Here is a 22,743-nt window from a genome sequence, read left to right on the forward strand (position 1 = left end):
GTGACCGTCAATCTGGCATCCTTCCTCTACCTCGTTTCCGGCATCCTGTTCATCCTGGCGTTGCGCGGCCTGTCGCACCCGACCACCAGCCGCCAGGGCAATCTCTACGGCATGATCGGCATGGCTATCGCCATCGCCACCACGCTGGCACTGGCAACCCCGTCGGCCGGTCGCTTCGGCCTGATCGTGCTGGGCCTCGCCATTGGCGGCAGCGTCGGCGCCGTCACCGCACGCCGCATCGCCATGACCTCGATGCCGCAGCTGGTCGCCGCCTTCCACTCGCTGGTTGGCCTCGCTGCCGTCATGGTGGCCGCCGCGGCTATCTATGCGCCTGAAAGCTTCAGCATCGGCACGGCAGGCGACATCCATGCCCAGGCCCTGGTCGAGATGAGCCTGGGCGTCGCCATCGGCGCCATCACCTTCACCGGCTCGGTCATCGCCTTTTTGAAGCTCGATGGCCGCATGTCCGGCAAGCCGATCATGATCGGCGGCCGCCACGTCATCAACGCCGCTCTCGGCGTGGCACTGATCGTGCTGATCGTGCTTCTGGTCGCCACGGAATCGAAGCTGGTCTTCTGGTTGATCGTCGCCGCCTCGCTGGTGCTCGGCATCCTCTTGATCATCCCGATCGGCGGCGCCGACATGCCGGTCGTCGTCTCGATGCTCAATTCCTATTCGGGCTGGGCGGCCGCCGCACTTGGCTTCACGCTCGGCAACCTGGCGCTGATCATCACCGGCGCGCTGGTCGGCTCGTCCGGCGCGATCCTGTCCTACATCATGTGCAAGGGCATGAACCGAAGCTTCATCTCGGTCATCCTCGGCGGCTTCGGCGGCGAGACGGCCGCTGCCGCGGATGACGGCATCGAGCGTACGGTCAAGCAGGGTTCGGCCGACGACGCCGCCTACCTGATGATGAACGCCCAGAAAGTCATCATCGTGCCCGGCTACGGCATGGCAGTCGCCCAGGCGCAGCACGCGCTGCGCGAGATGGCCGACAAGCTCAAGGCCAACGGCGTCGACGTCAAATACGCCATCCACCCCGTCGCCGGCCGCATGCCCGGCCACATGAACGTGCTCTTGGCCGAGGCCAACGTGCCTTATGACGAAGTCTTCGAACTCGAGGACATCAACTCCGAATTCGCGCAGGCCGACGTCGCCTATGTCATCGGCGCCAACGACGTCACCAATCCGTCGGCCCGTGACGACAAGTCGTCGCCGATCTACGGCATGCCGATCCTCGACGTCGACAAGGCGCGCACCTGCCTGTTCGTCAAGCGTTCGCTCGGCTCCGGCTATGCCGGCATCGACAACACGCTGTTCTACAAGGACGGCACCATGATGCTGCTCGGCGACGCCAAGAAGATGACCGAGGAAATCGTCAAGGCCATGGATCACTGATCCGGCCGGCAGAAGTCTCGACGTACAAACAGAAAAGAGCCCGGTTTCGAAGCCGGGCTCTCTCATTTCTACGGACGACGGCGTTCAGCGGCTGGTTAAGAAAGAACCTATTCGTCGCGCCGTCACAATGTCTCGGAAGGCCTTCCGTTCAGTCAGCTCCTCAATGATTTGATTGTGCAAGCAGAGATTGGCGCGCCCCCCGGGCTCACCAGTGTCTCAAAAAGCTTGCCGAGACCTCAAATATCCAGATTGGCGACTGACAGCGCGTTGTCCTGGATGAATTCGCGCCTCGGCTCGACCTCGTCGCCCATCAGCCGCGAGAACAGGCTGTCGGCATCGGTGGCATCATTGACCTTGACCTGCAGCAGCGAACGCACATTCGGATCGAGTGTGGTTTCCCAGAGCTGCTCCGCATTCATCTCGCCGAGACCCTTGTAGCGCTGCATGGTCAGGCCCTTGCGGCCGGTCGCAAAGACGGCGTTGAGCAGCGCCAGCGGCCCCGAAACGGTTTCGGACACATCCTTGCGGCGCAGCACCGGCGGCGTCCCATAGACGTCGCTGAGGCGCTGCGCGTAACGGTCGAGCTGGCGGGCGTCGGCCGAATTGATCAGCGCCATGTCGAGATGGGCGTATTCCTTGACGCTGCGCACCGTGCGTTCGAATACATAGCCGCCGCTGCCCTCGTTCGACGTCGACATGCGGCCGGTCCAGCCGCGCTCGGTGTCCTCGGCGATGATGTCGAGGCGTTGTGCAATCCGCTCCGCCATGGCGTTGGCGCGGCCAAGATCGCTGAAGACATCGGGGTTGAGCCCGCCGGCAATCGCGGCCTGCTCGACGACGTTGCGGTTGTAGCGCGTATGCAGGCCGTTGATGAGCTGGCGTACAGCCAGCGCGTCGTCGACGGCATTGTGCAGATCCTGCCCGGTGCGCACTTCGCCGGAACCTAGCGTAAGTGAAGCTTCCTCCAACCCTGAATCGATCAGGAATTCCTCGAAGGCGCTTTCATTCTTGATGTATTGCGAACTCTTGCCACGAGTCACTTTGTAGAGCGGCGGCTGGGCGATATAGAGATGGCCGCGCTCGATCAGCTCCGGCATCTGCCGGAAGAAGAAGGTGAGCAGCAAGGTTCTGATATGGGCGCCGTCGACGTCGGCGTCAGTCATCAGGATGATCTTGTGGTAGCGCAGCTTGTCGGCATTGAACTCGTCCTTGCCGATTGAGGTGCCCAGTGCGGTGATCAGCGTGCCGATCATGTCGGAGCTGAGCATGCGGTCGAAGCGGGCCCGCTCGACATTGAGGATCTTGCCGCGCAGCGGCAAGATGGCTTGATTCTGGCGCGAGCGGCCGCCCTTGGCCGAGCCGCCTGCCGAGTCACCCTCGACGATGAAGATTTCGGATTTTGCCGGATCGCGCTCCTGGCAGTCGGCCAGCTTGCCGGGCAGCGAAGTGACGCCAAGCGAGGTCTTGCGGGTGATGTCGCGCGCCTTGCGCGCGGCCTCACGTGCCGCCGCGGCCTGGATCACCTTCTCGACCACCACCTTGCCTTCGGTCGGATGCTCTTCCAGCCATGTGCCGAGCGCCTCGTTGACCAGCCCTTCGACCACCGGACGCACTTCCGAGGAAACCAGCTTGTCCTTGGTCTGCGAGGAGAATTTCGGATCGGGAACCTTGACTGAAAGCACCGCCGTCAGCCCTTCGCGGCAATCGTCGCCGATCAGCGAGACCTTTTCCTTCTTGGTCAGGCCCGAGGAATCGCCATAGCCGGTGATCTGACGCGTCAAGGCGCCACGGAAACCGGCCAGATGTGTGCCGCCGTCGCGCTGCGGGATGTTGTTGGTGAAGGCCAGCACGTTTTCGTGGTAGCTGTCGTTCCACCACATCGCCACTTCGACGGTGATGCCGTCGCGCTCGGCCCTAATGGCAATCGGCTTCTCGATCAGCGGCTTCTTGACCCGGTCGAGATATCTGACGAACTCTTCCAATCCGCCATCATAGTGCAGTTCATGCCGCACGACGTCGGCATGGCGGGCGTCGGTCAACACGATGCGTACGCCGGAATTGAGGAAGGCGAGCTCGCGCAGCCGGTGCTCCAGCGTGCCGAAGTCGAACTCGACCATGGTGAAGGTCTCGGACGACGGAAAGAACGTGATCTCGCTGCCGCTGCGCCCTTCATAGGTGCCTGGCTGCTTGTTCTGCTCATAGCTGCCGGTCGCCTGCAGCGGCGCGTCGGCATTGCCGTGCGTGAAGCGCATCTCGAAGATCTGGCCGTTGCGGCGGATTTTCAGCTTCAGCCAGGCCGACAGGGCGTTGACGACCGAGACGCCGACGCCATGCAGGCCGCCCGACACTTTGTACGAGTTCTGGTCGAACTTGCCGCCGGCATGCAGCTGCGTCATGATCACTTCGGCCGCCGAAATGCCTTCGCTGGGATGAATATCGGTGGGAATACCGCGACCATTGTCGATGACGGTGACAGAACCATCCGGGTTCAGCGTCACGGTGACGAGGTCGGCGTGGCCGGCCAGCGCCTCGTCGATGGCGTTGTCGACCACCTCGTAGACCATGTGATGCAGGCCCGAACCGTCGTCTGTGTCGCCGATATACATGCCGGGGCGTTTGCGGACAGCATCCAACCCCTTCAAAACCTTGATGGAATCGGCGCCGTATTCGGCTTCGGCGCCGTTGGTGCTCTCGATCTGATCGCTCATGAAAACCTGTTGTCTAGATGCCGCTTGTAAAGCGCGAAAAATCGGCCCCGAATCGCGCGTCTGATATGTCATAGATATAGGCGCTAAAGGCGGTTTTTCCAAGGTTTGCAGGCATTTCCCAGCGAATGGGCCGGCTCGACACAACAGGCCTTCGCCGAGTTCTATTTCGCCTTGGCGACACGGTCCTTGAGAAACTTCATCATGGCCGTGCACCGCGGCACGCCGCATGTTTTCAGGCGGCGCGCATGGGTTTCAACGCTTCGCTCCAGCGCAACAGCTCGTCCAGCATGATCCTGGTGCCGCCCACCACCTGTTCGCTGGCGCTGAAAGCGCGGTTCTCGTCGAGCAGCTTCTGATACATCGGCAGCGCGACGCCCTCGGGGATCGGCATGATCCCCACCGAAGTCAACAGCGGCTTCAGCGCCTGCGCCGCGCGCAAGCCGCCGGAGACGCCGCCATAGCTGAAAATACCGGCGGGCTTGTATTTCCACTCGCGAAGCAGGTAGTCGATCGCGTTGACGATCGCAGGCGCCGCGAAATAATTGTACTCCGGCGCCACGAAGACAAAGGCGTCGGCGGCGTCGATCGCCTTCGACCAGGCCTTGGTGTGGTCGTTCTGATAATTGCCGAGCCTTGGATGATGCGGCTCGTCTAGCACCGGCAGCTTGAACGCGGCGATGTCAGTCAGCACCGGCTCGAATTTTCCGTGCTCGCGCGCGAACGTCTCCAGCCATTCGGCGAAAATCGGGCCGGCGCGGCCGGGCCGCGTGCTGCCGATGATGATGTTCAACTGGTGCTTCAAGGCGGGCTCCTTTGTCAGGCAGTATCTGTTGGCAACTACGGCAGCGCGTCCCGGTGGACAAGGTTGGACACCCGTCGGAGCGGTCACGATCGGATGAACGGACTGTCAGCCTTCGCGTCTCCCGCTGTCGTGGTCCGGCCTGCCTTTCGGCCACATGGACGCCCGGACCGGCAGACACTACATTGGAGGCGATAGCGGAGCATTTCATGGACACGCAGCCCGCCCCTTTCGTTCCGCCCGCACCGAAGCCGCGCACGTCGCCGCCTTCGACGCTGGAGATGATCCGCATCGTCTACCGCAACCCGCTCGAACTGTGGGGCGAGCCGACCTACAACGAGCCCTGGATTTCGGCCAACGGCGCCGGCGGACCGCTGGTCATCGCCAACGATCCCGGCCTCATCCGCCATGTGCTGGTCGACAACGCCAAGAACTACAAGATGGCGACGGTGCGCCAGAAGATCCTGCGGCCAATCCTGCGCGATGGCCTGCTGACCGCCGAGGGTGAGGTCTGGAAGCGGTCGCGCAAGGCGATGGCGCCAATGTTCACGCCGCGCCACATCTTCGGCTTTGGCCAGCCGATGCTGAAACGCACGCTGGAGTTCGTCACCCGCTACGAACAGGGCGGCATATCGGACATCGCCGATGACATGACATTGCTCACCTATGACATCCTGGCCGAGACACTGTTCTCGGGCGAAATCGCAGGCGAGCCCGGCGGCTTCGCCAACGAGATCGACCGCCTGTTCGAGACGATGGGCCGCGTCGATCCGCTCGACCTGTTGCGCGCGCCCGACTGGCTGCCGCGGCTCACCCGCATCCGTGGCCGCAAGACCATGGCCTATTTCCGCAAGATCGTGACCGATACGGTCAAGATGCGCGAACAGAAATTCAGGCGCGATCCCGATGCCGTGCCGCAGGATTTCCTGACGCTGCTGCTCAAGGCCGAAGGCCCGGAGGGGCTGACGCGCTCGGAAGTCGAGGACAACATCATTACCTTCATCGGCGCCGGCCATGAGACGACGGCGCGGGCGCTCGGCTGGACGCTTTATTGCCTCGCCGAATCGCCATGGGAGCGCGACAGGGTCGAGCAGGAGATCGACCAGGTGCTGGCGCGCGAACCCGATCCGACGAAGTGGCTCGACGCCATGCCGTTCACACGCGCCGCCTTCGAGGAGGCGCTCCGGCTCTATCCGCCGGCGCCATCGATCAACCGCGAGCCGATCGTGCCGGAAATGTGGAAGGATCTTTATATCCCCAGGCACGCGGCCGTGCTTGTCATGCCGTGGGTCGTCCATCGCCACAGGAAGCTGTGGGACAGGCCAGATGCCTTCCTGCCCGAGCGCTTCCACCCGGGGAACCGCGAAAAGATCGACCGTTTCCAGTATCTGCCGTTCGGTGCCGGGCCGCGTGTCTGCATCGGCGCCAGCTTTGCCATGCAGGAGGCGATCATCGCGCTCGCCATCCTTTTGTCGCGTTTCCGCTTCGATACCACCGCCGAGACCAAGCCTTGGCCAGTGCAGAAGCTGACGACGCAGCCGCAAGGCGGGTTGCCCATGCAGGCCACGCCTCGCCATCGTTGAGAGGCAAGATCCCTGTGTAAAATTATGCCGCGGGCTTGCGCTGCTGGAACTGGCCGGCGGCGCGGAAACGCCAGAGGTAGCTCGGCAGGATCGTCGCGATCGATTGCGGCTGGATGCCAAGCCCGGTGAGTGTCCGGTTGGCCTTGGCGGCGGCTTCCGACACGATGTTGTGCTCGCGCAGCAGCAACACCTGGTCCTTGGTCAGCAGCGGATTGGGCAACAGGCCAAGGATCGAGGCCTGGATGTTGGCCACCCACCACGGCACCGGGACCAGCAGCCGCTTGCGCTCGACCACGGTGAGCAGCTCCTCCATGCACTCCTTGAAGGTGAGCACGTTGGGTCCGCCAAGCTCGTAGATCTGGCCGCCATTGATCTTGCCGTCGACCGAGCGCGCCACCGCCTCGGCGACGTCGCCGACATAGACCGGCTGGAACTTGGTCTGGCCGCCGCCGATCAGCGGCAGCACCGGCGAATAGCGCGCCATGTTGGCGAAGCGGTTGAAGAAGCTGTCTTCCGGCCCGAAATTGATCGACGGCCTGAAGATCACGGCATCCGCGATCGTCTCCAGTACGGCCTTTTCGCCAAGCGCCTTGGTGCGCGCGTAGTCCGATTCGGAGTTCGGATCGGCGCCAAGCGCCGAAATATGGGTGAGCCCGGCACCAACGGAGCGCGCGGCCTCGGCGACGGCGCGGGCGCCGAATTCATGCACGGCGGAGAATTTCTGCCGGCCGCTCTCATGCAGGATAGCGACGAGATTGACGACATGGTCGGCACCTTGCACGGCACGGTCGACGGACCAGCGCACGCGCACATTGGCCTGCACCGGCTGGATCTGGCCGACATTGCCGAGCGGCTGCAAATGGCCGGCAAGATCGGGCCGCCGGCAGGCGACCCGGATGCGGTAGCCGCGCTTGGCCAGCGCGCGCACGACATGGCGGCCGACAAATCCTGACCCGCCAAAGACGACGACGAGCTTCGGGGTCTGCAGGATTTCGGTCATGGCGGGCTCCGGCGCACGTTCCAGATGGCTTGGCTGAAGCCGTTTCATAGTCCGTTTTGCGCCAAAGGCAAAGGGTGACGCGTCGTCACGTCACTCCGGTTTTCAGAGCAATTCCAGGAAAAATGTGAAGCGGTTTCCCGGGAAAAGCGCATGGCGCTTTCCCTTGGGAATTGCGTCAGGACAAAGAGAGCAATTCCAGGAAAAGTGTGAAGCGGTTTTCCGTCCGGAATTGCGTCAGGACAAAGAGAGCAATTCCAGGAAAAATGTGAAGCGGTTTTTCCGTCCGGAATTGCGTCAGGACAAGGACTGACTCCAGCCGGTCAGGACGCTTTGCCAACCATGTTTTGTCGTATGTGAAAGACGAAACGCAGAAAACCCCGCCGAAGCGGGGTTTTCCGGGTGAAGCTCGTGTCGAAACCAGGGTCCAACGAGGCGGCCTGACCTGAGACGGTATCGGCATGGCGTGAGACGCCCGCCCCAGCCCTGGACGCATCCGACAGAAGACACCGACCGGGCAAACCCGACCCGGACAGCTGTTCGTCGTCGGAACGCGCAAGAAGGTTCACCGAGGCGGCAAAAATCGTCGATTTCTTCAGGCGGAATAGCGCTCGGCGAATTCGGAAATGCGCTGCACCACCGCCTTGGGCGCGCTGATGCCGCGCGCTTGCGCCTTCTCGGCCGCCTCGGCCCGGGCACGGCCCGGCACATGCACGCCATAGCGGCGGCGCAGCCGATCGAGCTGGTCCTTCATCCGCTGTTCGAAATCCGGATCGAGCAGCTTGGGCTCGACGGCCAGCACGAACAGGCCGGTTCCCGGGCTGTCCGGCCCGCCGCTGAACCATGGCGCATCGAGCGACCAGTTGGCGCCAGACAGGCCTGCCGCCAGCACTTCGACCATCAGCGCGATGTTGGCGCCGCGCTGGCCGCCGAAGGCAAGCATGGCGCCTTTCATGGCGGCGGCCGGATCGGTGGTCGGATTGCCGCTGGCGTCCAGCGCCCAGCCTTCGGGGATTTTCTGGCCGTCCTCGGCCGCCTTGCGGATGTTGACGAAGGCGGTGGCGCTCGACGACTGGTCGATGACCAGCGGCGCGCCGTCGGCGGCGGGGGCGGCAAACGACATCGGGTTGGTGCAATAGACCGGCTTGACCGAGCCCGAGCCGGCCAGCACGGCTGGCCCGTTGGTGGCGGCGAACGAAACCAGCCCCTGCGCCGCCAGCCGCCCGGTGAAATAGCCCAGCGCGCCGCACGTATAGGCATTCTTCTGCGAGAAGATGGCAACGCCGAACAGCCTTGCCGCCTTGGCGAGGTCGTCGACGGTGCGGTCGAAGCCGGTATGCGCCAGCCCGCGGCGTGCGTCGGAAAGATAGACGGCCAGAGCCGGCCTTGTGATCACCGGATCGGCATTGCCGTCGATGCGCCCAGCCTCGAGGGCCTCGAGATAGTCGATGAAATGCGAAAGCCCGACGGTCGAAAGCCCTTCCGCCTCCGCGGCGATGATCGAGGCGGTAAGCGACTCTGCCGCCTCCTCATTGGCGCCGGCGCCGAGTGCCGCCATCCGGCACAGTCCTCTTGCCTGATCGAGACTGAGTTGCATCGTGGCCGTCCTGCGAATTCCTGAGTGAGTAGCGAATAGCGAGTAGTCAGTAGTCAGTAGGGGATAGGGAACAAGCATAGCAGCGAGCCGTTCGCTACTCACTACTCGCTATTCGCTACTCACTGAAACCTAGCCGACCTTGTTCGGGATCCGCGCCTCGATCCTGCTGAAGGCGAAGACCAGGATACCGGTGATCGTCATGTAGATCAGCGCCAGCAGCAGCAAGGGCTCATAGGTGAGATAGGTGTCCTGCCGCACCTTGGACGAGACGGCGAAGATGTCGATGACGCTGATGGTTGCCACCAGCGGCGTCGATTTCAGCTGCAGCACGGTCTCTCCGGTCAGGGTCGGCAGCGCCCTGTAGAAGGCTTGCGGCAGCCAGATGCGTCGAAAAATCTTCCAGCGGCTCATGCCGAACGCGCGAGCGGCCTCGAGTTGTCCCTTGGGTACGCCGGCAAAGGCGCCGCGCATCACTTCGCCCTCATAGCCGGCGAATGACAAGGTCAGCGCCAGCACGCCATAAGGCCAGGCTTGTCTGAGATACGGCCACATCCAGGATTCGCGAATCCACGGATATTGCGGGAACAAAGATCCCAGGCCGTAATAAAGCAGCCACAGCTGGATCAGCAGGGGGGTTCCCCTGATGACGGTGCAGAAGACCTTGGCTGGCGCGGCGAACCAGAACGAGCCTGTCGCCTGCGCCAGCCCCAAGGGCACGGCGAGCAGGAACCCCAGCACGCAGGTGACGGCCAGGATCCACAGCGACCGCCAGATGCCGAGCAGGCCCATCTCGTAATATTGCGGCAGCCAGTCCCAACGCATGTAGAATATGGCGCCCAGAACCAGCCCCAGCGCGACCAGGATCAGCACGATGCGGTGCGGCTGCAGCCACAGCGACGTTCGCGCGGCAACGTTGATGATGGCTGCCTCGTTGGCCATCAGCGCGCTTCCTTGAGCGAAGGCATGCCGCGTCGAGACCAGGCCTCGACGCGGCCGATCAGGAAGTTGGAAAACAGCGACAGCAGCAGGTAAAGCACGCCCGCAGCGAAGAAGAAGGTGAAATAGGCCTTGGTCACGCCCGCGGCCTGCCGCGTCGCCAGCGCCAGTTCATAGAAACCGACGACCGCCAGCAGTGCGGTGTCCTTGGTGGCGATCAACCAGAGATTGGCAAGGCCCGGTATGGCAAACGGCAGCATGGCCGGCAAGGTGATGCGCCGCAGCATCAGGCTGGGGGACATTCCGTAGGCACGGGCGGCTTCGATCTGGCCCTGCGGAATAGCCAGGATCGCGCCGCGTATGACTTCTGTCGAATAGGCGCCCTGGACGAAACCGAGCACGGCAATGCCCGCGGCAAGGCCGCTGATGTCGATGCGCTGATAGCCTATTGCCGTCAGCGCCTGGTTGATCAGGTCGGTTCCGGCATAATAGAGCAGCAGGATCAGCACCAGCTCGGGGACGGCGCGCACGATTGTGGTGTAGACGGCCAACAGATCGCGTACCACCGGACCGCCATAGAGCTTGCCATAGGCGCCGCCGGTCCCGATCAAGAGACCAAGGCAGGTGGCGCCGAGCGCAATTTCGATCGAATGGAGCAGTCCCAGCAAAAGGGTTCCGCCCCAGCCCGGCGGGTAGGGCGAGAGAAGTTCGATGATGCCGGCCGCCGAGGCCGAAAGGAATGCGTCGATCAGCTTCGCCCCCGAAGTGCTGGCTCAATCCGCCGGCGCCAGCGGCCGGCGGCAAGCGTGCATGGAAAAGGCAGTCCCGGAGAGCATGACATCAGCTCATGCTCTCCGGGGCCGTGCGCAGGGCGTCAGTTCGACTGGGTGTCGGCGCCATAGATGTCGAAATCGAAATATTTCTTCGAAATCTCTTCATACTTGCCGTTGGCGCGGATCGCCTTGATACCAGCGTTGATCTTTTCCTTCAGGGCGGTGTCTTCCTTGCGCACGCCGGCACCGACGCCCGGTCCTAGCACTTCGAGATCTGGCGCCACCATGCCCTTCAGGTCGCAGCAGGCCTTGCCCTGGTCCGATTTCAGGAACGCGTCGAGCGCGATCGAATCCGCCTGCACGGCGTCGAGGCGACCGGCGGCCAGATCCTGGTTGGCCTCGTCCTGCGTCTGGTATTCCTTGATCTCGGCGGCCGTGGGGCCGAAATGCTTCTTGGCATAGACGGCATGGGTGGTCGACACCTGGACGCCGAGCACTTTGCCCTTGAGGTCTTCGGGCGTGGCGCCAAATTTCTGGTCCTTCGGCCCGATGATTGCCGTCGGCGTGTTGTAGTACTTGTCCGAGAAGTCGATGGTCTTCTTGCGTTCGTCGGTGATCGACATGGACGAGACAATGAGGTCGATCTTCTTGGTCGTCAGCGCCGGGATGATGCCGTCCCAGGCGACAGGCGTGATGACGCAGTCGAGTTTCTCCTCGGCGCACACGGCGTCGATGAACTCGATCTCCCAGCCGACCCACTTGCCCGAGGCGTCAGGCGAGGTGAAGGGCGGATAGGGCTCGGCGGCGACGCCGATCTTGACCGGATCAGCCTTGGCCACGCCCATGGCGGCGACGCCGAGCAGCAGCGCTGCGGCGAACGTCTTCAGAACAGTCTTCATTTTCACGACTCCCAGTTTGTTGTTGGTTCCCGGTTTTCTTCCGTCCCGGCCTGTCCCTAGCCGATGTTGCGGATGAACTGCTTGAGCCTTTCGGATTTCGGCGCGCCGAAGATCTGCTCCGGCGGGCCTTCTTCCTCGACAAGCCCGTTGTAGAGATAGACGACGTGGGTCGCGACCTCGCGGGCGAACTTCATCTCGTGCGTGACCAGCACCATGGTGCGGCCCTCGCGCGCCAGGTCGCCGATGACCTTCAGCACCTCGCCGACCAGTTCCGGATCGAGCGCCGAGGTCGGCTCGTCGAACAGCATGACGCGTGGATTGATGGCGAGCGCGCGCGCGATTGCGGCGCGTTGCTGCTGGCCGCCTGACAGGTAGGCTGGATAGACGTCGCGCTTTTCAGCGAGCCCGACGCGCGCCAGCAGCTTTTCGGCCTGGGCGATCGCCTCGTCGCGCTTGACGCCGAGCACATGCACCGGAACCTCGATGACGTTCTCGATCAGCGTCATGTGGCTCCACAGGTTGAAATTCTGGAACACCATACCGAGCTTGGAGCGGATGCGCTCGATCTGCTTGCGGTCCGCCGGAACCGTGTGGCCATGGCTGTCCGCCTTCAGCTTGATCTCCTCCCCATTGACGCGGATGATGCCGCTGGTCGGGTTCTCAAGACAGTTGATGCAGCGCAGCAGCGTCGATTTGCCGGAGCCGGAGCCGCCGATGATGGCGATCACCTCGCCGTCGCGCGCCGACAGCGACACGCCCTTCAGCACATGCAGTTCACCGAACTTCTTGTGCAGGTTCTCGACATGGATGGCTTCGGCGGCGCCGTCCTGCGCCGTGTGTTTGAGGACGGGTGCAGCGCCCTGCGCCATCATCCCTTCGGCACTCCGCGGAGCGGTCGAGCCCATCGCTGCTGGATTATTTTACCCATTACCCGTCACTGACAGAGTTCCCATTCTCAAGATGGACCGTTCCGCTTGCCTCCGTCAACCATGGTTTTTGGACCATTGATCACGGCTTGCTGTAGTGGTTAGTGGCGGCAGGCATGTTTCGGGAGAATTTAGTGGGCAAAACATACGGGTCGCAGTCCATGGCAGGGCCGCTCAAACGCGTGCTGATGCGGTCCGCGTCGAGCGCCATGCGCCATGCTGGCGCAGCGGAATGGCACTATGGTCCGGGCTTCGAAGCGCAAAGGGCGGCTGCCCAGCACGACCATTTGACGCAGCTTGTCGCAGCCTCGGGCGCCGAGATCGAATGGCTGACCGATACCGATGACGGGCTGGCCGATTCCGTCTTCACGCATGATCCATCTCTGATGACGGATCATGGCGCCATCATCCTGTCCATGGGCAAGGCGCTGCGCCGGCCCGAGCCCGGCCTGCATGAGGCCGCCTACAAGCGTATGGATATTCCCGTTCTCGGCCGCATAGAGCATCCCGGCCAGATCGAAGGCGGCGATTGCGTCTGGGTCGATGCCAGCACGCTGGCCGTCGGCCGAGGCGTGCGCACCAACCAGGACGGCATCCAGCAGCTCGCCAACCTGCTCTCGCCCAAGGGCATACAGGTCTATGGCTTCGATCTGCCGCTGTGGCATGGCGAGGAGGCCTGCCTTCATCTGATGTCGGTGATCAGCCCGCTAGCCGACGATTTGGCCCTGGTCTATTCGCCGCTCTTGCCGGCGCCTTTTTACCAGATGCTGCGCACGCGCGGCATCAAGCTGGTCGAAGGCGATGCAGATGAGTTCATGGCCTCCAACGGGCTCAGCCTCAACGTGCTGCCGACCGCGCCCCATCAGGTGATCGCCGTTGCCGGCTTTCCCAGGACAGCGGCTGCCATGGAAGCGGCCGGCTGCACGGTCTCCACCTTCGAGGCCGATGCGCTGTGCATCGCTTGCGAGGGAGGTCCCACCTGCCTGACACGACCGGTGCTGCGCCAATGATGACCACCGGGATGACCACTGGGACAACCCCTGGGCGGCCGACCATCGGCGAAGCCCTCATCACGCTGCTCGAGGCCCACGGCGTCGATACCGTCTTCGGCATTCCCGGCGTGCACACGGTCGAGCTCTACCGTGGACTGGCGCGCTCGAAAATCCGCCATGTCACGCCGCGCCACGAACAGGGCGCCGGCTTCATGGCTGACGGCTACGCCCGCGCCAGCGGCAGGCCGGGTGTAGCCTTCGTCATCACCGGACCGGGGCTGACCAACACCATCACCGCCATGGGCCAGGCGCGCGCCGATTCGGTGCCGATGCTGGTCATCTCGGGCGTCAACGCCATGCCGACGCTGGGCAAGGGGCTGGGCTACCTGCATGAGCTGCCCGACCAGCGCGGCATGATGGAAAAGGTGGCGCTGTTGTCGCGGCGCGTCACCGAGGCCAGCGAATTGCCCGGTGCGCTGGCGCAGGCCTTCGCCCTGTTTTCATCGTCACGGCCGGGCCCGGTGCATATCGAGATCCCGACCGATGTCATGGTCAAGCCGGCGGACGGCATCGCTGCCCTGCTGAGCAACGCGGCGTCGCCGACGCCGGACGGCGCGGCTATTGCCAATGCTGCCGAACTTATCGCTGCCGCACGTCGCCCACTGATCCTGGCGGGTGGTGGCGCCAAGCGTGCAGAAGCGCCATTGCGGCGCCTGGCGGAAAAACTGGGCGCGCCGGTGGTGGAGACCACCAACGCGCGCGGCCTGCTGCACCGCCGTCCGCTCTGCGTGCCGGCCAGCCCAAGCCTGAAGGCGGTCCGGGCGCTGATGGCGGACGCCGATCTGGTGATTGCAGCCGGCACCGAATTCGGCCCGACAGACTATGATGGCTATGGCGATGGTGGTTTTGTCCTGCCAGCCAACCTGATCCGCATCGACATCGGCGCCGACCAGCTTGCGCGGCGCCCGGTGACCGTTGGCATCCAGGCCGACTGCGCCGAGGCAATCGAAGCCCTGCTCGCCGCGATCGGCTCCGCCCATGTGACCGCGCCGGGCGGTGAAGGGCGAGCGGCTGCGGCACGGAAGGCGGCGCTCGCCGAACTCAGCCCAGCCTACGCAGCGCAGGTGCATGCCGTGGAGATGATCCGCGACGCCTTGCCGGGCGCCATCATCGTCGGCGACTCGACCCAGCCGGTCTACGCTGCCAACCTCTATTACGATCACGACCGGCCAGGCGGCTGGTTCAACGCCGCGACCGGATTCGGTGCGCTTGGCTATGGTCCGCCGGCGGCGATCGGCGCGGCGCTGGCCATGCCCGGTGCGCCGGTCGTCTGCCTGACCGGCGATGGCGGCTTCCAGTTCACCTTGCCAGAGCTGGGTGTCGCGCTTGATGCAGACGCGCCGGTCATCTTCGTGGTCTGGAACAACAGGGGCTATCGCGAGATCGAGACCTCGATGCTCGACGTCGGTGTGGAACCTGTCGGCGTCTCGCCGGCGCCGCCGGACTTCTGCAAGCTGGCCGAAGCCTATGGTATCGGCGCCGAACGGCTGGCTGATACCAGCGCCTTGCCGCGGGCGCTGAAGCGAGCCCAGGCAACCGGATTGCCGCGCGTCATCGAAATCACCGTCGATTGAAGCCTTCGGGCCGGCGTTGATTTTTCAAACCTGCGTCGGCCCATTCGCCGGCTTGGCTTTTGCGTGGCACGAGCCGCGCCGCTGGCGGCCCGCCTTCGTTCAGCGATCTGACACATGCAAAGACGCGACAACTGCCATGTCGAGATATCATTTGAGTGATCGCACAAAAGGCGCGACGCTTCGCGTCGGCGCGGCGCAACAAGCGACAAAATCATAAAAATATGACAGGAGCGGCCCAGGATGACGGAAACACTTCAAGGCAGGCATATCGTGGTGACCGGCGGAACCGGCGCCCTCGGCGGTGCGGTCGTCGGCAAACTGCTGGGTGAGGGCGCTGTCTGCCATGTGCCCAATGCCCATGCCGCCGCGCCCGCGCATTTCCCCTTCGCCGCGCATGATCGCGTTATCCTCGTGCACAATGTCGATCTCTCGGACTCCGCCAAGGTCGAGGCGTTTTACAACCAGGTTCCAGGTCTGTGGGGCTCGATCCACCTGGCCGGCGGCTTTACCGAGGCGCCGGTCGAAAAGATCGAATCGGCATCCTTTGCCGAGATGATGGACACCAATGCCCGCACCGCGTTCCTGTGCTGCCGCGCGGCTATCCGCTCGATGCTGGCGTCTGGCACCGCGGGCCGGATCGTCAATGTCACGGCGCGCGCCGGAGTCGACCCAAGGCGCGGAGCCGGCAAGGTCGCCTACGCCGCCAGCAAGGCGGCAGTGGCGGCCATGACGGTGGCGATGGCCGAGGAATTGAAGCACAAGGGCATTCTGGTCAATGCCGTGGCGCCGTCGACGCTCGACACGCCGGCCAACCGCGCCGACATGCCGGATGCCGATGTCACCAAATGGGTCAGCCTCGAAGCGGCGGCCGAAGCCATCGCCTATCTTGCCTCCCCCGCCAACCAGGCGATGAGCGGCACGCTGGTGCCGCTCTACGGCCGGGCATAGCTTCGCTTCGGTCGCGAATTGGCTTCACCAATGAAAAACCCCGCCGGATCGCTCCGGCGGGGTTTTTGATTTTCGAGACTGTAGCGAAGGGCTTCGCGTTGCGAAGGACTTAGTTGCCTTGCTTCTTCAGCGCGGCACCCAGGATGTCGCCCAGCGAAGCGCCGGAGTCGGTCGAACCGTACTGAGCGACGGCTTCCTTCTCCTCGGCGATTTCCAGCGCCTTGATCGAGACCTGCAGCTTGCGGGTCTTCTTGTCGAAGGCGATGACGCGGGCGTCGACCTTCTGGCCGACGGTGAAGCGCTCGGGGCGCTGCTCGTCGCGGTCGCGGCTCAAGTCGGAGCGCTTGATGAAGGTCTCGATGCCGCTGTCGACCAGCCGCACTTCCAGACCGCCATCCTTGACGCCGATGACCTCGCAGGTGACGACGGCGTTCTTGCGCAGTTCGCCTGAAGTCGCTGCTTCGCCGACCGAGTCGCGGGCCAGCTGCTTGATGCCGAGCGAGATGCGCTCCTTCTCGATGTCGACGTCGAGCACCTGCGCCTTGACCATGTCGCCGCGATTGTACTCTTCGATGACCTGCTCGCCCGGACGGGTCCAGTCGAGATCGGAGAGGTGCACCATGCCGTCCACGTCGCCTTCCAGGCCGATGAACAGGCCGAACTCGGTCTTGTTCTTGACCTCGCCCTCGACCTGGCTGCCGACCGGATGGCTGCGCGCGAACGCCTCCCACGGATTCTCAAGCGTCTGCTTGAGGCCGAGCGAGATGCGGCGCTTGGCCGGATCGACCTCGAGCACCACCACGTCGACTTCCTGCGTCGTCGACAGGATCTTGCCGGGATGCACGTTCTTCTTGGTCCACGACATTTCCGAAACGTGGATGAGGCCTTCGATGCCGGGCTCCAGCTCGACGAACGCGCCGTAGTCGGTGATGTTGGTGACGGTACCCTTGATCTTCTTGCCGATCGGGAACTTGGTGCCGATCTCGGACCACGGATCGCTCTCGAGCTGCTTCATGCCGAGCGAGATGCGGTGGGTTTCCTGGTTGATGCGGATGATCTGCACCTTGACCGTCTGGCCGATGTTGAGGATTTCGGTCGGATGGTTGACGCGGCGCCATGCCATGTCGGTGACGTGCAGCAGGCCGTCGATGCCGCCGAGGTCGACGAACGCACCGTAATCGGTGATGTTCTTGACGACGCCTTCGACAACCTGGCCTTCTTCGAGGTTCTGCACGATTTCCGAACGCTGTTCGGCGCGGCTTTCCTCGAGCACGGTCCTGCGCGACACCACGATGTTGCCGCGGCGGCGATCCATCTTGAGGATCTCGAAGGGCTGCGGGTTGTGCATCAGCGGGGAAACGTCGCGGATCGGGCGGATATCGACCTGGCTGCGCGGCAGGAAGGCCACGGCGCCGTCGAGGTCGACGGTGAAGCCGCCCTTGACCTGGTTGAAGATGACGCCTTCGACGCGCTCACCCTTGGTGAACTTCTCTTCGAGACGGACCCAGCTCTCTTCGCGGCGGGCCTTCTCACGCGAAAGCATTGCTTCGCCAAGCGCGTTCTCGATGCGCTCGACATAGACTTCGACGGTGTCACCGACCTTGAGGGTGGTGTCCTTGCCCTTGACGCCGAATTCCTTCAGCGGCACGCGGCCTTCGACCTTGAGGCCGACGTCGATGATGGCCATGTCCTTTTCGATCGCGGTGATCGTGCCCTTGACGACCTGACCTTCGCCGGAATGACCTGTTGTAAAAGATTCTTCGAGCAGGCTCGCGAAATCATCGCGAGTGGGATTTGCAGCTGACATTGTTTCTCCTGGAGTGCCCCGCATCTCAAGCGGGACGGGCGCCGTGGGTTAGCGTTGCGTTGGCCTGCCGGCGTTCCGGGCTTAAAAAAGCCCTGGGCCGCTCTTCAAGCGGCAATTCCGGCGCATCAAGAATGCTGGCAGGCTGGTTCGTGCCCGATATGGGTATTTTCTTCGCCTCCGGCAACGGAAACGTGGGAGAAAACCCGGATCAGGCCTTGTTTCTCTTGGCCAGCACGTCGTCGATAACAGCCATGGCCGCGAGAAACGCGGCTTCTATAGCCATTTCGCTGGTATCAAGCAAGTGCGCGTCGGCGGCCGGCTTCAGCGGCGAGTCGGCACGGCCCATGTCGCGCTCGTCGCGGCGCACGATATCGGCGAGGATTTCGGTGAAATTGGCGGTGCCGCCGATGCTTTCGATTTCGGCCAGCCGACGCTTCGCGCGCACGTCCGCACTCGCCGTCACATAGAGTTTGATGTCGGCATCGGGACAGACGACGGTGCCGATGTCACGCCCGTCAAGCACCGCGCCCGGCGGCGTCTTGGCAAACTCGCGCTGCTTTTCGACCAGGATGCGCCGCACGGTCGGATAAACCGCGATCTTCGAGGCCGCTTCGCCAACGGAATGTGCTGACAGGACCGCTCGGTCGAGCTTTGCCAGATCGACCTGGCGGGCGGCGGTCTCCGCCGCCGACACATTGTCAAGCGGCAGCGCATGCTGGATCAGCGCATAGGCGACCGCGCGATAGGTCAGGCCTGTATCGAGCAGGTTCAACCGGTAGTGGTCGGCGAGCCGTCGGGCCAGTGTGCCCTTGCCGGCGCCGGCTGGGCCGTCGATGGCGATGGTGAAGGTTGAGGTCATTGACCACCCTTGGCGGTCGAAAGGCACAATGTAAATGACGAGCGTCGCGATCCTTCGCGCGCCCCTCTGTCCTGCCGGACATCTCCCCCACGAGGGGGGAGATTGGCAGCTTTGGCGCGCTGATCGATCCTGTGACGTCGGCGATTGGCTAAAGTCGCGATGAAGGCTGATCTCCCCCCTCGTGGGGGAGATGTCCGGCAGGACAGAGGGGGGCGCTGTCCCGCCATGATTTCAGTTTGGCTCCAATCCATCGACTGTCACTCGATCTCCGCGCCCAGTCCCTTCATCAGCCCCATGAATTCCGGGAAACTCGTCGCGATCATTGCCTGGTCGTCGATGGTGACGGGCTTTTCCGTCGCCAGCCCCATGACCAGGAAGCTCATGGCGATGCGGTGGTCGAGATGGGTCTGCACGGTCGTGTCCTGGCCGTTGGGATGGGCGCCCAGTCCCTTGCCGCCCGGTTTGCCGCGCACCGCAAGCGAAGCCTCGCCTTCCGTGCAGTCGACGCCGTTGAGCTTCAGGCCGTTGGCCACGGCCGACAGCCGGTCGGATTCTTTCACCCGCAATTCTTCCAGCCCTTGCATCAGCGTCTCGCCCTCGGCGAAACTGGCGGCAACGGCGAGCACCGGATACTCGTCGATCATCGACGGCGCCCGCTCCGGCGGGACGGTGACGCCCTTGAGTTCGGAATAACGCACGCGCAGGTCGGCGACATCCTCGCCGCCGGCATTGCGCGGGTTCAAAATGTCGATCTGGCCGCCCATCTCCTGGAGAGTGAGAAGCAACCCGGTACGCGTGGGGTTCATCAGCACGTTCTCGATGACGACGTCGGAACCCGGCACGATCAGTGCGGCGACCAGTGGGAAGCCGGCCGAGGACGGGTCGCCCGGCACCGCGATCGTCTGGCCGGTGAGCTTGCCCTGGCCCTCGATGAAGATGTGGCGCACACCGCGCTCATCGGTCTCGACCGACAGGTTGGCGCCAAACCCCTTCAGCATCTTTTCGGTGTGGTCGCGCGTCATCACCGGTTCGATGACGGTGGTGATGCCCGGCGTGTTGAGACCGGCGAGCAGGACAGCTGACTTCACCTGCGCCGAGGCCATCGGCACGCGGTAGGTGATCGGGGCGGCGTGCTTCGGCCCATGCAGCGTGATCGGCATGCGGTCGCCTGGTGTGGCCTTCAGCACCTGCACGCCCATCTGGCGCAGAGGTTCGAGCACACGCCCCATCGGCCGGCCCGACAGCGAGGCATCGCCGATGAAGGTCGTTTCCATGTCGTAGGTGCCGACGAGGCCCATGGTCAGCCGCGAGCCGGTGCCGGCATTGCCGAAGTCGAGCGGGCCCTCCGGCTGCAAGAGCGCGCCGTTGCCGGTGCCGCGGATCACCCACTCGGCGCCGCGCTTCTCGATATGCGCGCCCATCGCCTTCATGGCCGCACCCGTGCGCATCACGTCCTCGCCTTCGAGCAACCCAGTGATGCGGGTCTCGCCGGAGGCCAGCCCGCCGAACATGAAGGAGCGGTGCGAAATCGATTTGTCGCCCGGCACGCGGGCCGTGCCGGAAAGGGCTGGAGACTTGCGGGCGGTGGCCGACTTCTGGGCGGCGGCGTGAGACATGGAATTTCCCTGGACGGAATGCCGGCGGGCCGGCGCTTTTTCATTTGTTGCGGCGGTCTCGTATCACGGCGGGGCGAAATGGTCATCCCCATGGTCGTCACTTGCCGCGAGGCCTTTCAATGCATGGTTTTGTGCCGCCGGCTTTTGGCTTTGACAGCGCAGCAAACAGTGGTTAAGGGGACCACTCTTTTATTCACGAGGCTTGCCGTGGCAAAAACCGAACTTGGCACAAAGCGTATCGACCCCGAGACGGGTCGAAAATTCTACGACCTGAACAAGGACCCGATCGTCTCGCCCTACACCGGCAAGACCTATCCGCGTTCCTATTTCGAGGAGGGCAAGATCGCCGCCATCGAGGAGGAAGAGGAAGTGGTCGAGAAGGAAGTCGACGCGGAGGACGAAGAGGGCGTTGAGGTCGTCTCGCTCGAAGAGGCCGACGATGACGTCAAGGGCGACGATCTGCCTGATCTCGGCGATGACGAGGACGTCGACCTCGGCGACGACGAGGACGACACCTTCCTCGCCGACGAAGAAGAAGAAGATGACGATGTCGCTGACATGATCGGCGTCGGCGACGACGACGACGAGGTCTGATCGGCCTTTCGCGAAGGCGTTTGCCGGCTTTCGCAGCGTTGGAATAAAAAGCCCGTGTTCAGGCTTGATATTGACGAAAGGCGGGGTTAGAAGCCGCCTGCACTAACGGCGCGGTGTTCCAACCCGCGCCGGATCTCTTCGCCGGAAACGGCGCCGGTGACTGCCGGAAGTGGGGCCATAGCTCAGTTGGGAGAGCGCTTGAATGGCATTCAAGAGGTCGTCGGTTCGATCCCGATTGGCTCCACCAGTCACTCTCCAGGCATCAGATCCTCTTTAGGCGCCAAATCTCAGCTGATTGCCAAATCTCAGGTGATTGCCAACTCTCAGCTGATTGATTGGCCAGGGTACCCGTCGCGGGTTCGGCATCCGTTCAGAGGTCCGTCGCGTCGAATTCAATCGCAAATCCCGCGTCGATAGCACTTCGCGCAACGAGATCGCCAAGTTCCCAATCCGTGAGTTCGCAAAGCGGAAAGGTTCGCCGTACGGCGCGGTGGACCTCGCAGATCGAAATGCACGGCCTGCCGACGTTGTCGATCAGATAGCGGACAATCGCTTGGCGAACGTCCGATGCGGTAGGCGTCTGCGCGAGCGCCGGCATATCCGGCCTATGAATGCAGCCGTGGTTCTGCTCCATCGATTGTTTTTGCGTCGAAGGCGACGGGCACACCGTGAACGATGGACGCCGCCGCCACCAATTCCTCCAACTCGCGGTCGGTCGCTTTGCATGCCGGCATGAGTGTTCGAATGGCGCGGATCGCCTGCGCGGTGGAGAGGAACCGGGCCTTGCCTCTGGAGAGAACATAGGCTTCGGCGGCTTTTTCAACCGTGACTGTGTGAAAGCTGCTGGTCATCGAGAATTTCCTCCCTGAAACCCTGACTGACACGATCTAGGACGGGAGTTCGGCAGCCTTCAAGCCTATGTCCGATACCGGACAATCAGGCAGCGGAGGCCAGGCCGAAATAACGTTGCTCCTCTTCGCCGTAAGCGCCATGTGTGAGTTCTATCAATCCGACGCGGTCGACAATCGTGATCTCGCCGCGCCTGGCACGAACCAGCCCCCGATATTCGAGCATTTGCAGGGCCGTGGTGACCCCGGGACGGCGGGCGCCGAGCATGGTCGCCAGAAATTCATGCGTCAGGTAGATCTTGTCTCCGTCAGACCGGTCATGGATCATCAGCAGCCAGCGGGCCAGCCGTTCCTCGATCTTGGAGTGGCCGTTGACCAGTGCCGTCCGGGACGATTGGACAAGGAACGCGTGGGCATAGTCCAGCACCGACGTGCGAAGCGATGGGCTTTCTGCAATCGCAGGGCGAAGATTTTCAACCGGCAGGCACCAGCCATTGCCTGCGACCTGCATATAGGTCTCATTGGAAGAGCTGTCCTGGCCGAGAATGACGGCAATCCCTGTCATCCCGTCATAACCGATAATGCCGACTTCACTTTGCCGCCCGCCGGTCATGGTGGCGACGACCGAGGCGATGCCCATCTCCGGGAAATATACATTCCGGATCGGCTGGTGCGCGACCTCCAACTGATCCCTGATGTCCAGTTCGACGTGATGCAGCGATGGCCGCAAAAGCGCGAAGTCCTGCGGGGAAAGGGCGTTCAGCACCTGGTTGCGAAAAAGGGATTGGGGCAAGGCTCTCTCCCATGCGGGCAAGAGCGCGTACCTCCT

General features: G+C 63.3%; 20 protein-coding genes and 1 tRNA gene. 7 read left to right on the plus strand and 14 right to left on the minus strand.

Annotated features, from left to right (window positions below; all coding sequences use genetic code 11):
* The gene (locus JT360_RS14490; protein WP_214472345.1) at nt 1–1,398 is read left to right on the plus strand and encodes an NAD(P)(+) transhydrogenase (Re/Si-specific) subunit beta; all 1,398 of its coding nucleotides are present in this window, start codon (nt 1–3) and stop codon (nt 1,396–1,398) included.
* A gap of 236 nt (nt 1,399–1,634) precedes the next feature.
* On the opposite strand, the gene gyrB is transcribed toward JT360_RS14490, so the two are convergent.
* Both gyrB and JT360_RS14500 read right to left on the minus strand, forming a co-directional pair.
* A complete protein-coding gene (gene gyrB / locus JT360_RS14495) occupies nt 1,635–4,106 on the minus strand; it encodes a DNA topoisomerase (ATP-hydrolyzing) subunit B (protein ID WP_214472346.1) in 2,472 nt (823 codons plus the stop codon).
* Nucleotides 4,107–4,338: 232 nt separating this feature from the next.
* Complete coding sequence (locus JT360_RS14500; protein WP_214472347.1) at nt 4,339–4,908, minus strand: NADPH-dependent FMN reductase; 570 nt, start codon at nt 4,906–4,908, stop codon at nt 4,339–4,341.
* A gap of 206 nt (nt 4,909–5,114) precedes the next feature.
* On the opposite strand from JT360_RS14500, the gene JT360_RS14505 reads away from it, so the two are divergent.
* The gene (locus JT360_RS14505; protein WP_214472348.1) at nt 5,115–6,488 is read left to right on the plus strand and encodes a cytochrome P450; all 1,374 of its coding nucleotides are present in this window, start codon (nt 5,115–5,117) and stop codon (nt 6,486–6,488) included.
* Nucleotides 6,489–6,510: 22 nt separating this feature from the next.
* On the opposite strand, the gene JT360_RS14510 is transcribed toward JT360_RS14505, so the two are convergent.
* The 6 genes from JT360_RS14510 to JT360_RS14535 form a co-directional block, all read right to left on the minus strand.
* The gene (locus JT360_RS14510) at nt 6,511–7,488 is read right to left on the minus strand and encodes a complex I NDUFA9 subunit family protein (RefSeq protein WP_214472349.1); all 978 of its coding nucleotides are present in this window, start codon (nt 7,486–7,488) and stop codon (nt 6,511–6,513) included.
* Nucleotides 7,489–8,080: 592 nt separating this feature from the next.
* Nucleotides 8,081–9,082: an Ldh family oxidoreductase gene (locus tag JT360_RS14515; RefSeq protein WP_214472350.1), complete on the minus strand. Its 1,002-nt coding sequence runs from the start codon at nt 9,080–9,082 to the stop codon at nt 8,081–8,083.
* 129 nt (nt 9,083–9,211) lie between these two features.
* Nucleotides 9,212–10,021 carry an ABC transporter permease gene (locus JT360_RS14520; protein ID WP_214472351.1) on the minus strand — a complete coding sequence of 270 codons (810 nt, stop codon included), beginning with the start codon at nt 10,019–10,021 and terminating at the stop codon, nt 9,212–9,214.
* The gene (locus JT360_RS14525; RefSeq protein WP_214472452.1) at nt 10,021–10,734 is read right to left on the minus strand and encodes an ABC transporter permease; all 714 of its coding nucleotides are present in this window, start codon (nt 10,732–10,734) and stop codon (nt 10,021–10,023) included. Before JT360_RS14525 ends, JT360_RS14520 begins: the two co-directional genes overlap by 1 nt.
* 158 nt (nt 10,735–10,892) lie before the next feature.
* The gene (locus tag JT360_RS14530; protein ID WP_214472352.1) at nt 10,893–11,690 is read right to left on the minus strand and encodes a transporter substrate-binding domain-containing protein; all 798 of its coding nucleotides are present in this window, start codon (nt 11,688–11,690) and stop codon (nt 10,893–10,895) included.
* A gap of 56 nt (nt 11,691–11,746) precedes the next feature.
* Nucleotides 11,747–12,562 (minus strand): ABC transporter ATP-binding protein, encoded by an 816-nt coding sequence (locus JT360_RS14535; RefSeq protein ID WP_502845467.1) that lies wholly within the window; start codon nt 12,560–12,562, stop codon nt 11,747–11,749.
* Between the two features lie 215 nt (nt 12,563–12,777).
* Here JT360_RS14535 and JT360_RS14540 point away from each other — a divergent pair, with 215 nt between their 5' ends.
* The 3 genes from JT360_RS14540 to JT360_RS14550 all read left to right on the plus strand — a co-directional run bounded on the left by JT360_RS14540 (nt 12,778) and on the right by JT360_RS14550 (nt 16,190).
* Complete coding sequence (locus JT360_RS14540; RefSeq protein WP_214472454.1) at nt 12,778–13,626, plus strand: dimethylarginine dimethylaminohydrolase family protein; 849 nt, start codon at nt 12,778–12,780, stop codon at nt 13,624–13,626.
* On the plus strand, nt 13,623–15,242 hold the full coding sequence (locus JT360_RS14545; RefSeq protein ID WP_250888818.1) for a 5-guanidino-2-oxopentanoate decarboxylase: 1,620 nt from the start codon (nt 13,623–13,625) through the stop codon (nt 15,240–15,242). Before JT360_RS14540 ends, JT360_RS14545 begins: the two co-directional genes overlap by 4 nt.
* 240 nt (nt 15,243–15,482) lie before the next feature.
* Complete coding sequence (locus JT360_RS14550; RefSeq protein WP_214472353.1) at nt 15,483–16,190, plus strand: SDR family NAD(P)-dependent oxidoreductase; 708 nt, start codon at nt 15,483–15,485, stop codon at nt 16,188–16,190.
* Between the two features lie 109 nt (nt 16,191–16,299).
* Here JT360_RS14550 and rpsA read toward each other — a convergent pair whose 3' ends face one another.
* From rpsA to aroA, 3 genes are all read right to left on the minus strand, one after another.
* Nucleotides 16,300–17,997 carry a 30S ribosomal protein S1 gene (rpsA, locus tag JT360_RS14555; protein WP_214472354.1) on the minus strand — a complete coding sequence of 566 codons (1,698 nt, stop codon included), beginning with the start codon at nt 17,995–17,997 and terminating at the stop codon, nt 16,300–16,302.
* 208 nt (nt 17,998–18,205) lie between these two features.
* Nucleotides 18,206–18,856, minus strand: a complete 651-nt coding sequence (gene cmk, locus JT360_RS14560; protein WP_214472355.1) for a (d)CMP kinase — start codon at nt 18,854–18,856, stop codon at nt 18,206–18,208.
* 257 nt (nt 18,857–19,113) lie between these two features.
* A complete protein-coding gene (gene aroA / locus JT360_RS14565; protein ID WP_214472356.1) occupies nt 19,114–20,472 on the minus strand; it encodes a 3-phosphoshikimate 1-carboxyvinyltransferase in 1,359 nt (452 codons plus the stop codon).
* Between the two features lie 207 nt (nt 20,473–20,679).
* Between aroA and JT360_RS14570 the strand changes: the two genes are divergently transcribed.
* Nucleotides 20,680–21,066, plus strand: a complete 387-nt coding sequence (locus JT360_RS14570; protein ID WP_214472357.1) for a TIGR02300 family protein — start codon at nt 20,680–20,682, stop codon at nt 21,064–21,066.
* A gap of 171 nt (nt 21,067–21,237) precedes the next feature.
* Nucleotides 21,238–21,313, plus strand: a tRNA-Ala gene (locus tag JT360_RS14575).
* A 123-nt stretch (nt 21,314–21,436) separates the two neighbouring features.
* On the opposite strand, the gene JT360_RS14580 is transcribed toward JT360_RS14575, so the two are convergent.
* The 3 genes from JT360_RS14580 to JT360_RS14590 form a co-directional block, all read right to left on the minus strand.
* Entirely contained in the window at nt 21,437–21,700 is a 264-nt protein-coding gene (locus JT360_RS14580; protein ID WP_250888819.1) for a hypothetical protein, read from the minus strand.
* Nucleotides 21,672–21,917, minus strand: coding sequence for a hypothetical protein (locus JT360_RS14585; protein WP_214472358.1), 246 nt, complete (start codon nt 21,915–21,917; stop codon nt 21,672–21,674). Before JT360_RS14585 ends, JT360_RS14580 begins: the two co-directional genes overlap by 29 nt.
* A gap of 85 nt (nt 21,918–22,002) precedes the next feature.
* The gene (locus tag JT360_RS14590) at nt 22,003–22,707 is read right to left on the minus strand and encodes a Crp/Fnr family transcriptional regulator (RefSeq protein WP_250888825.1); all 705 of its coding nucleotides are present in this window, start codon (nt 22,705–22,707) and stop codon (nt 22,003–22,005) included.
* Nucleotides 22,708–22,743 lie beyond the last annotated feature (36 nt).

This window comes from Mesorhizobium sp. dw_380 (assembly GCF_018588885.1).
GTDB lineage: Bacteria > Pseudomonadota > Alphaproteobacteria > Rhizobiales > Rhizobiaceae > Mesorhizobium.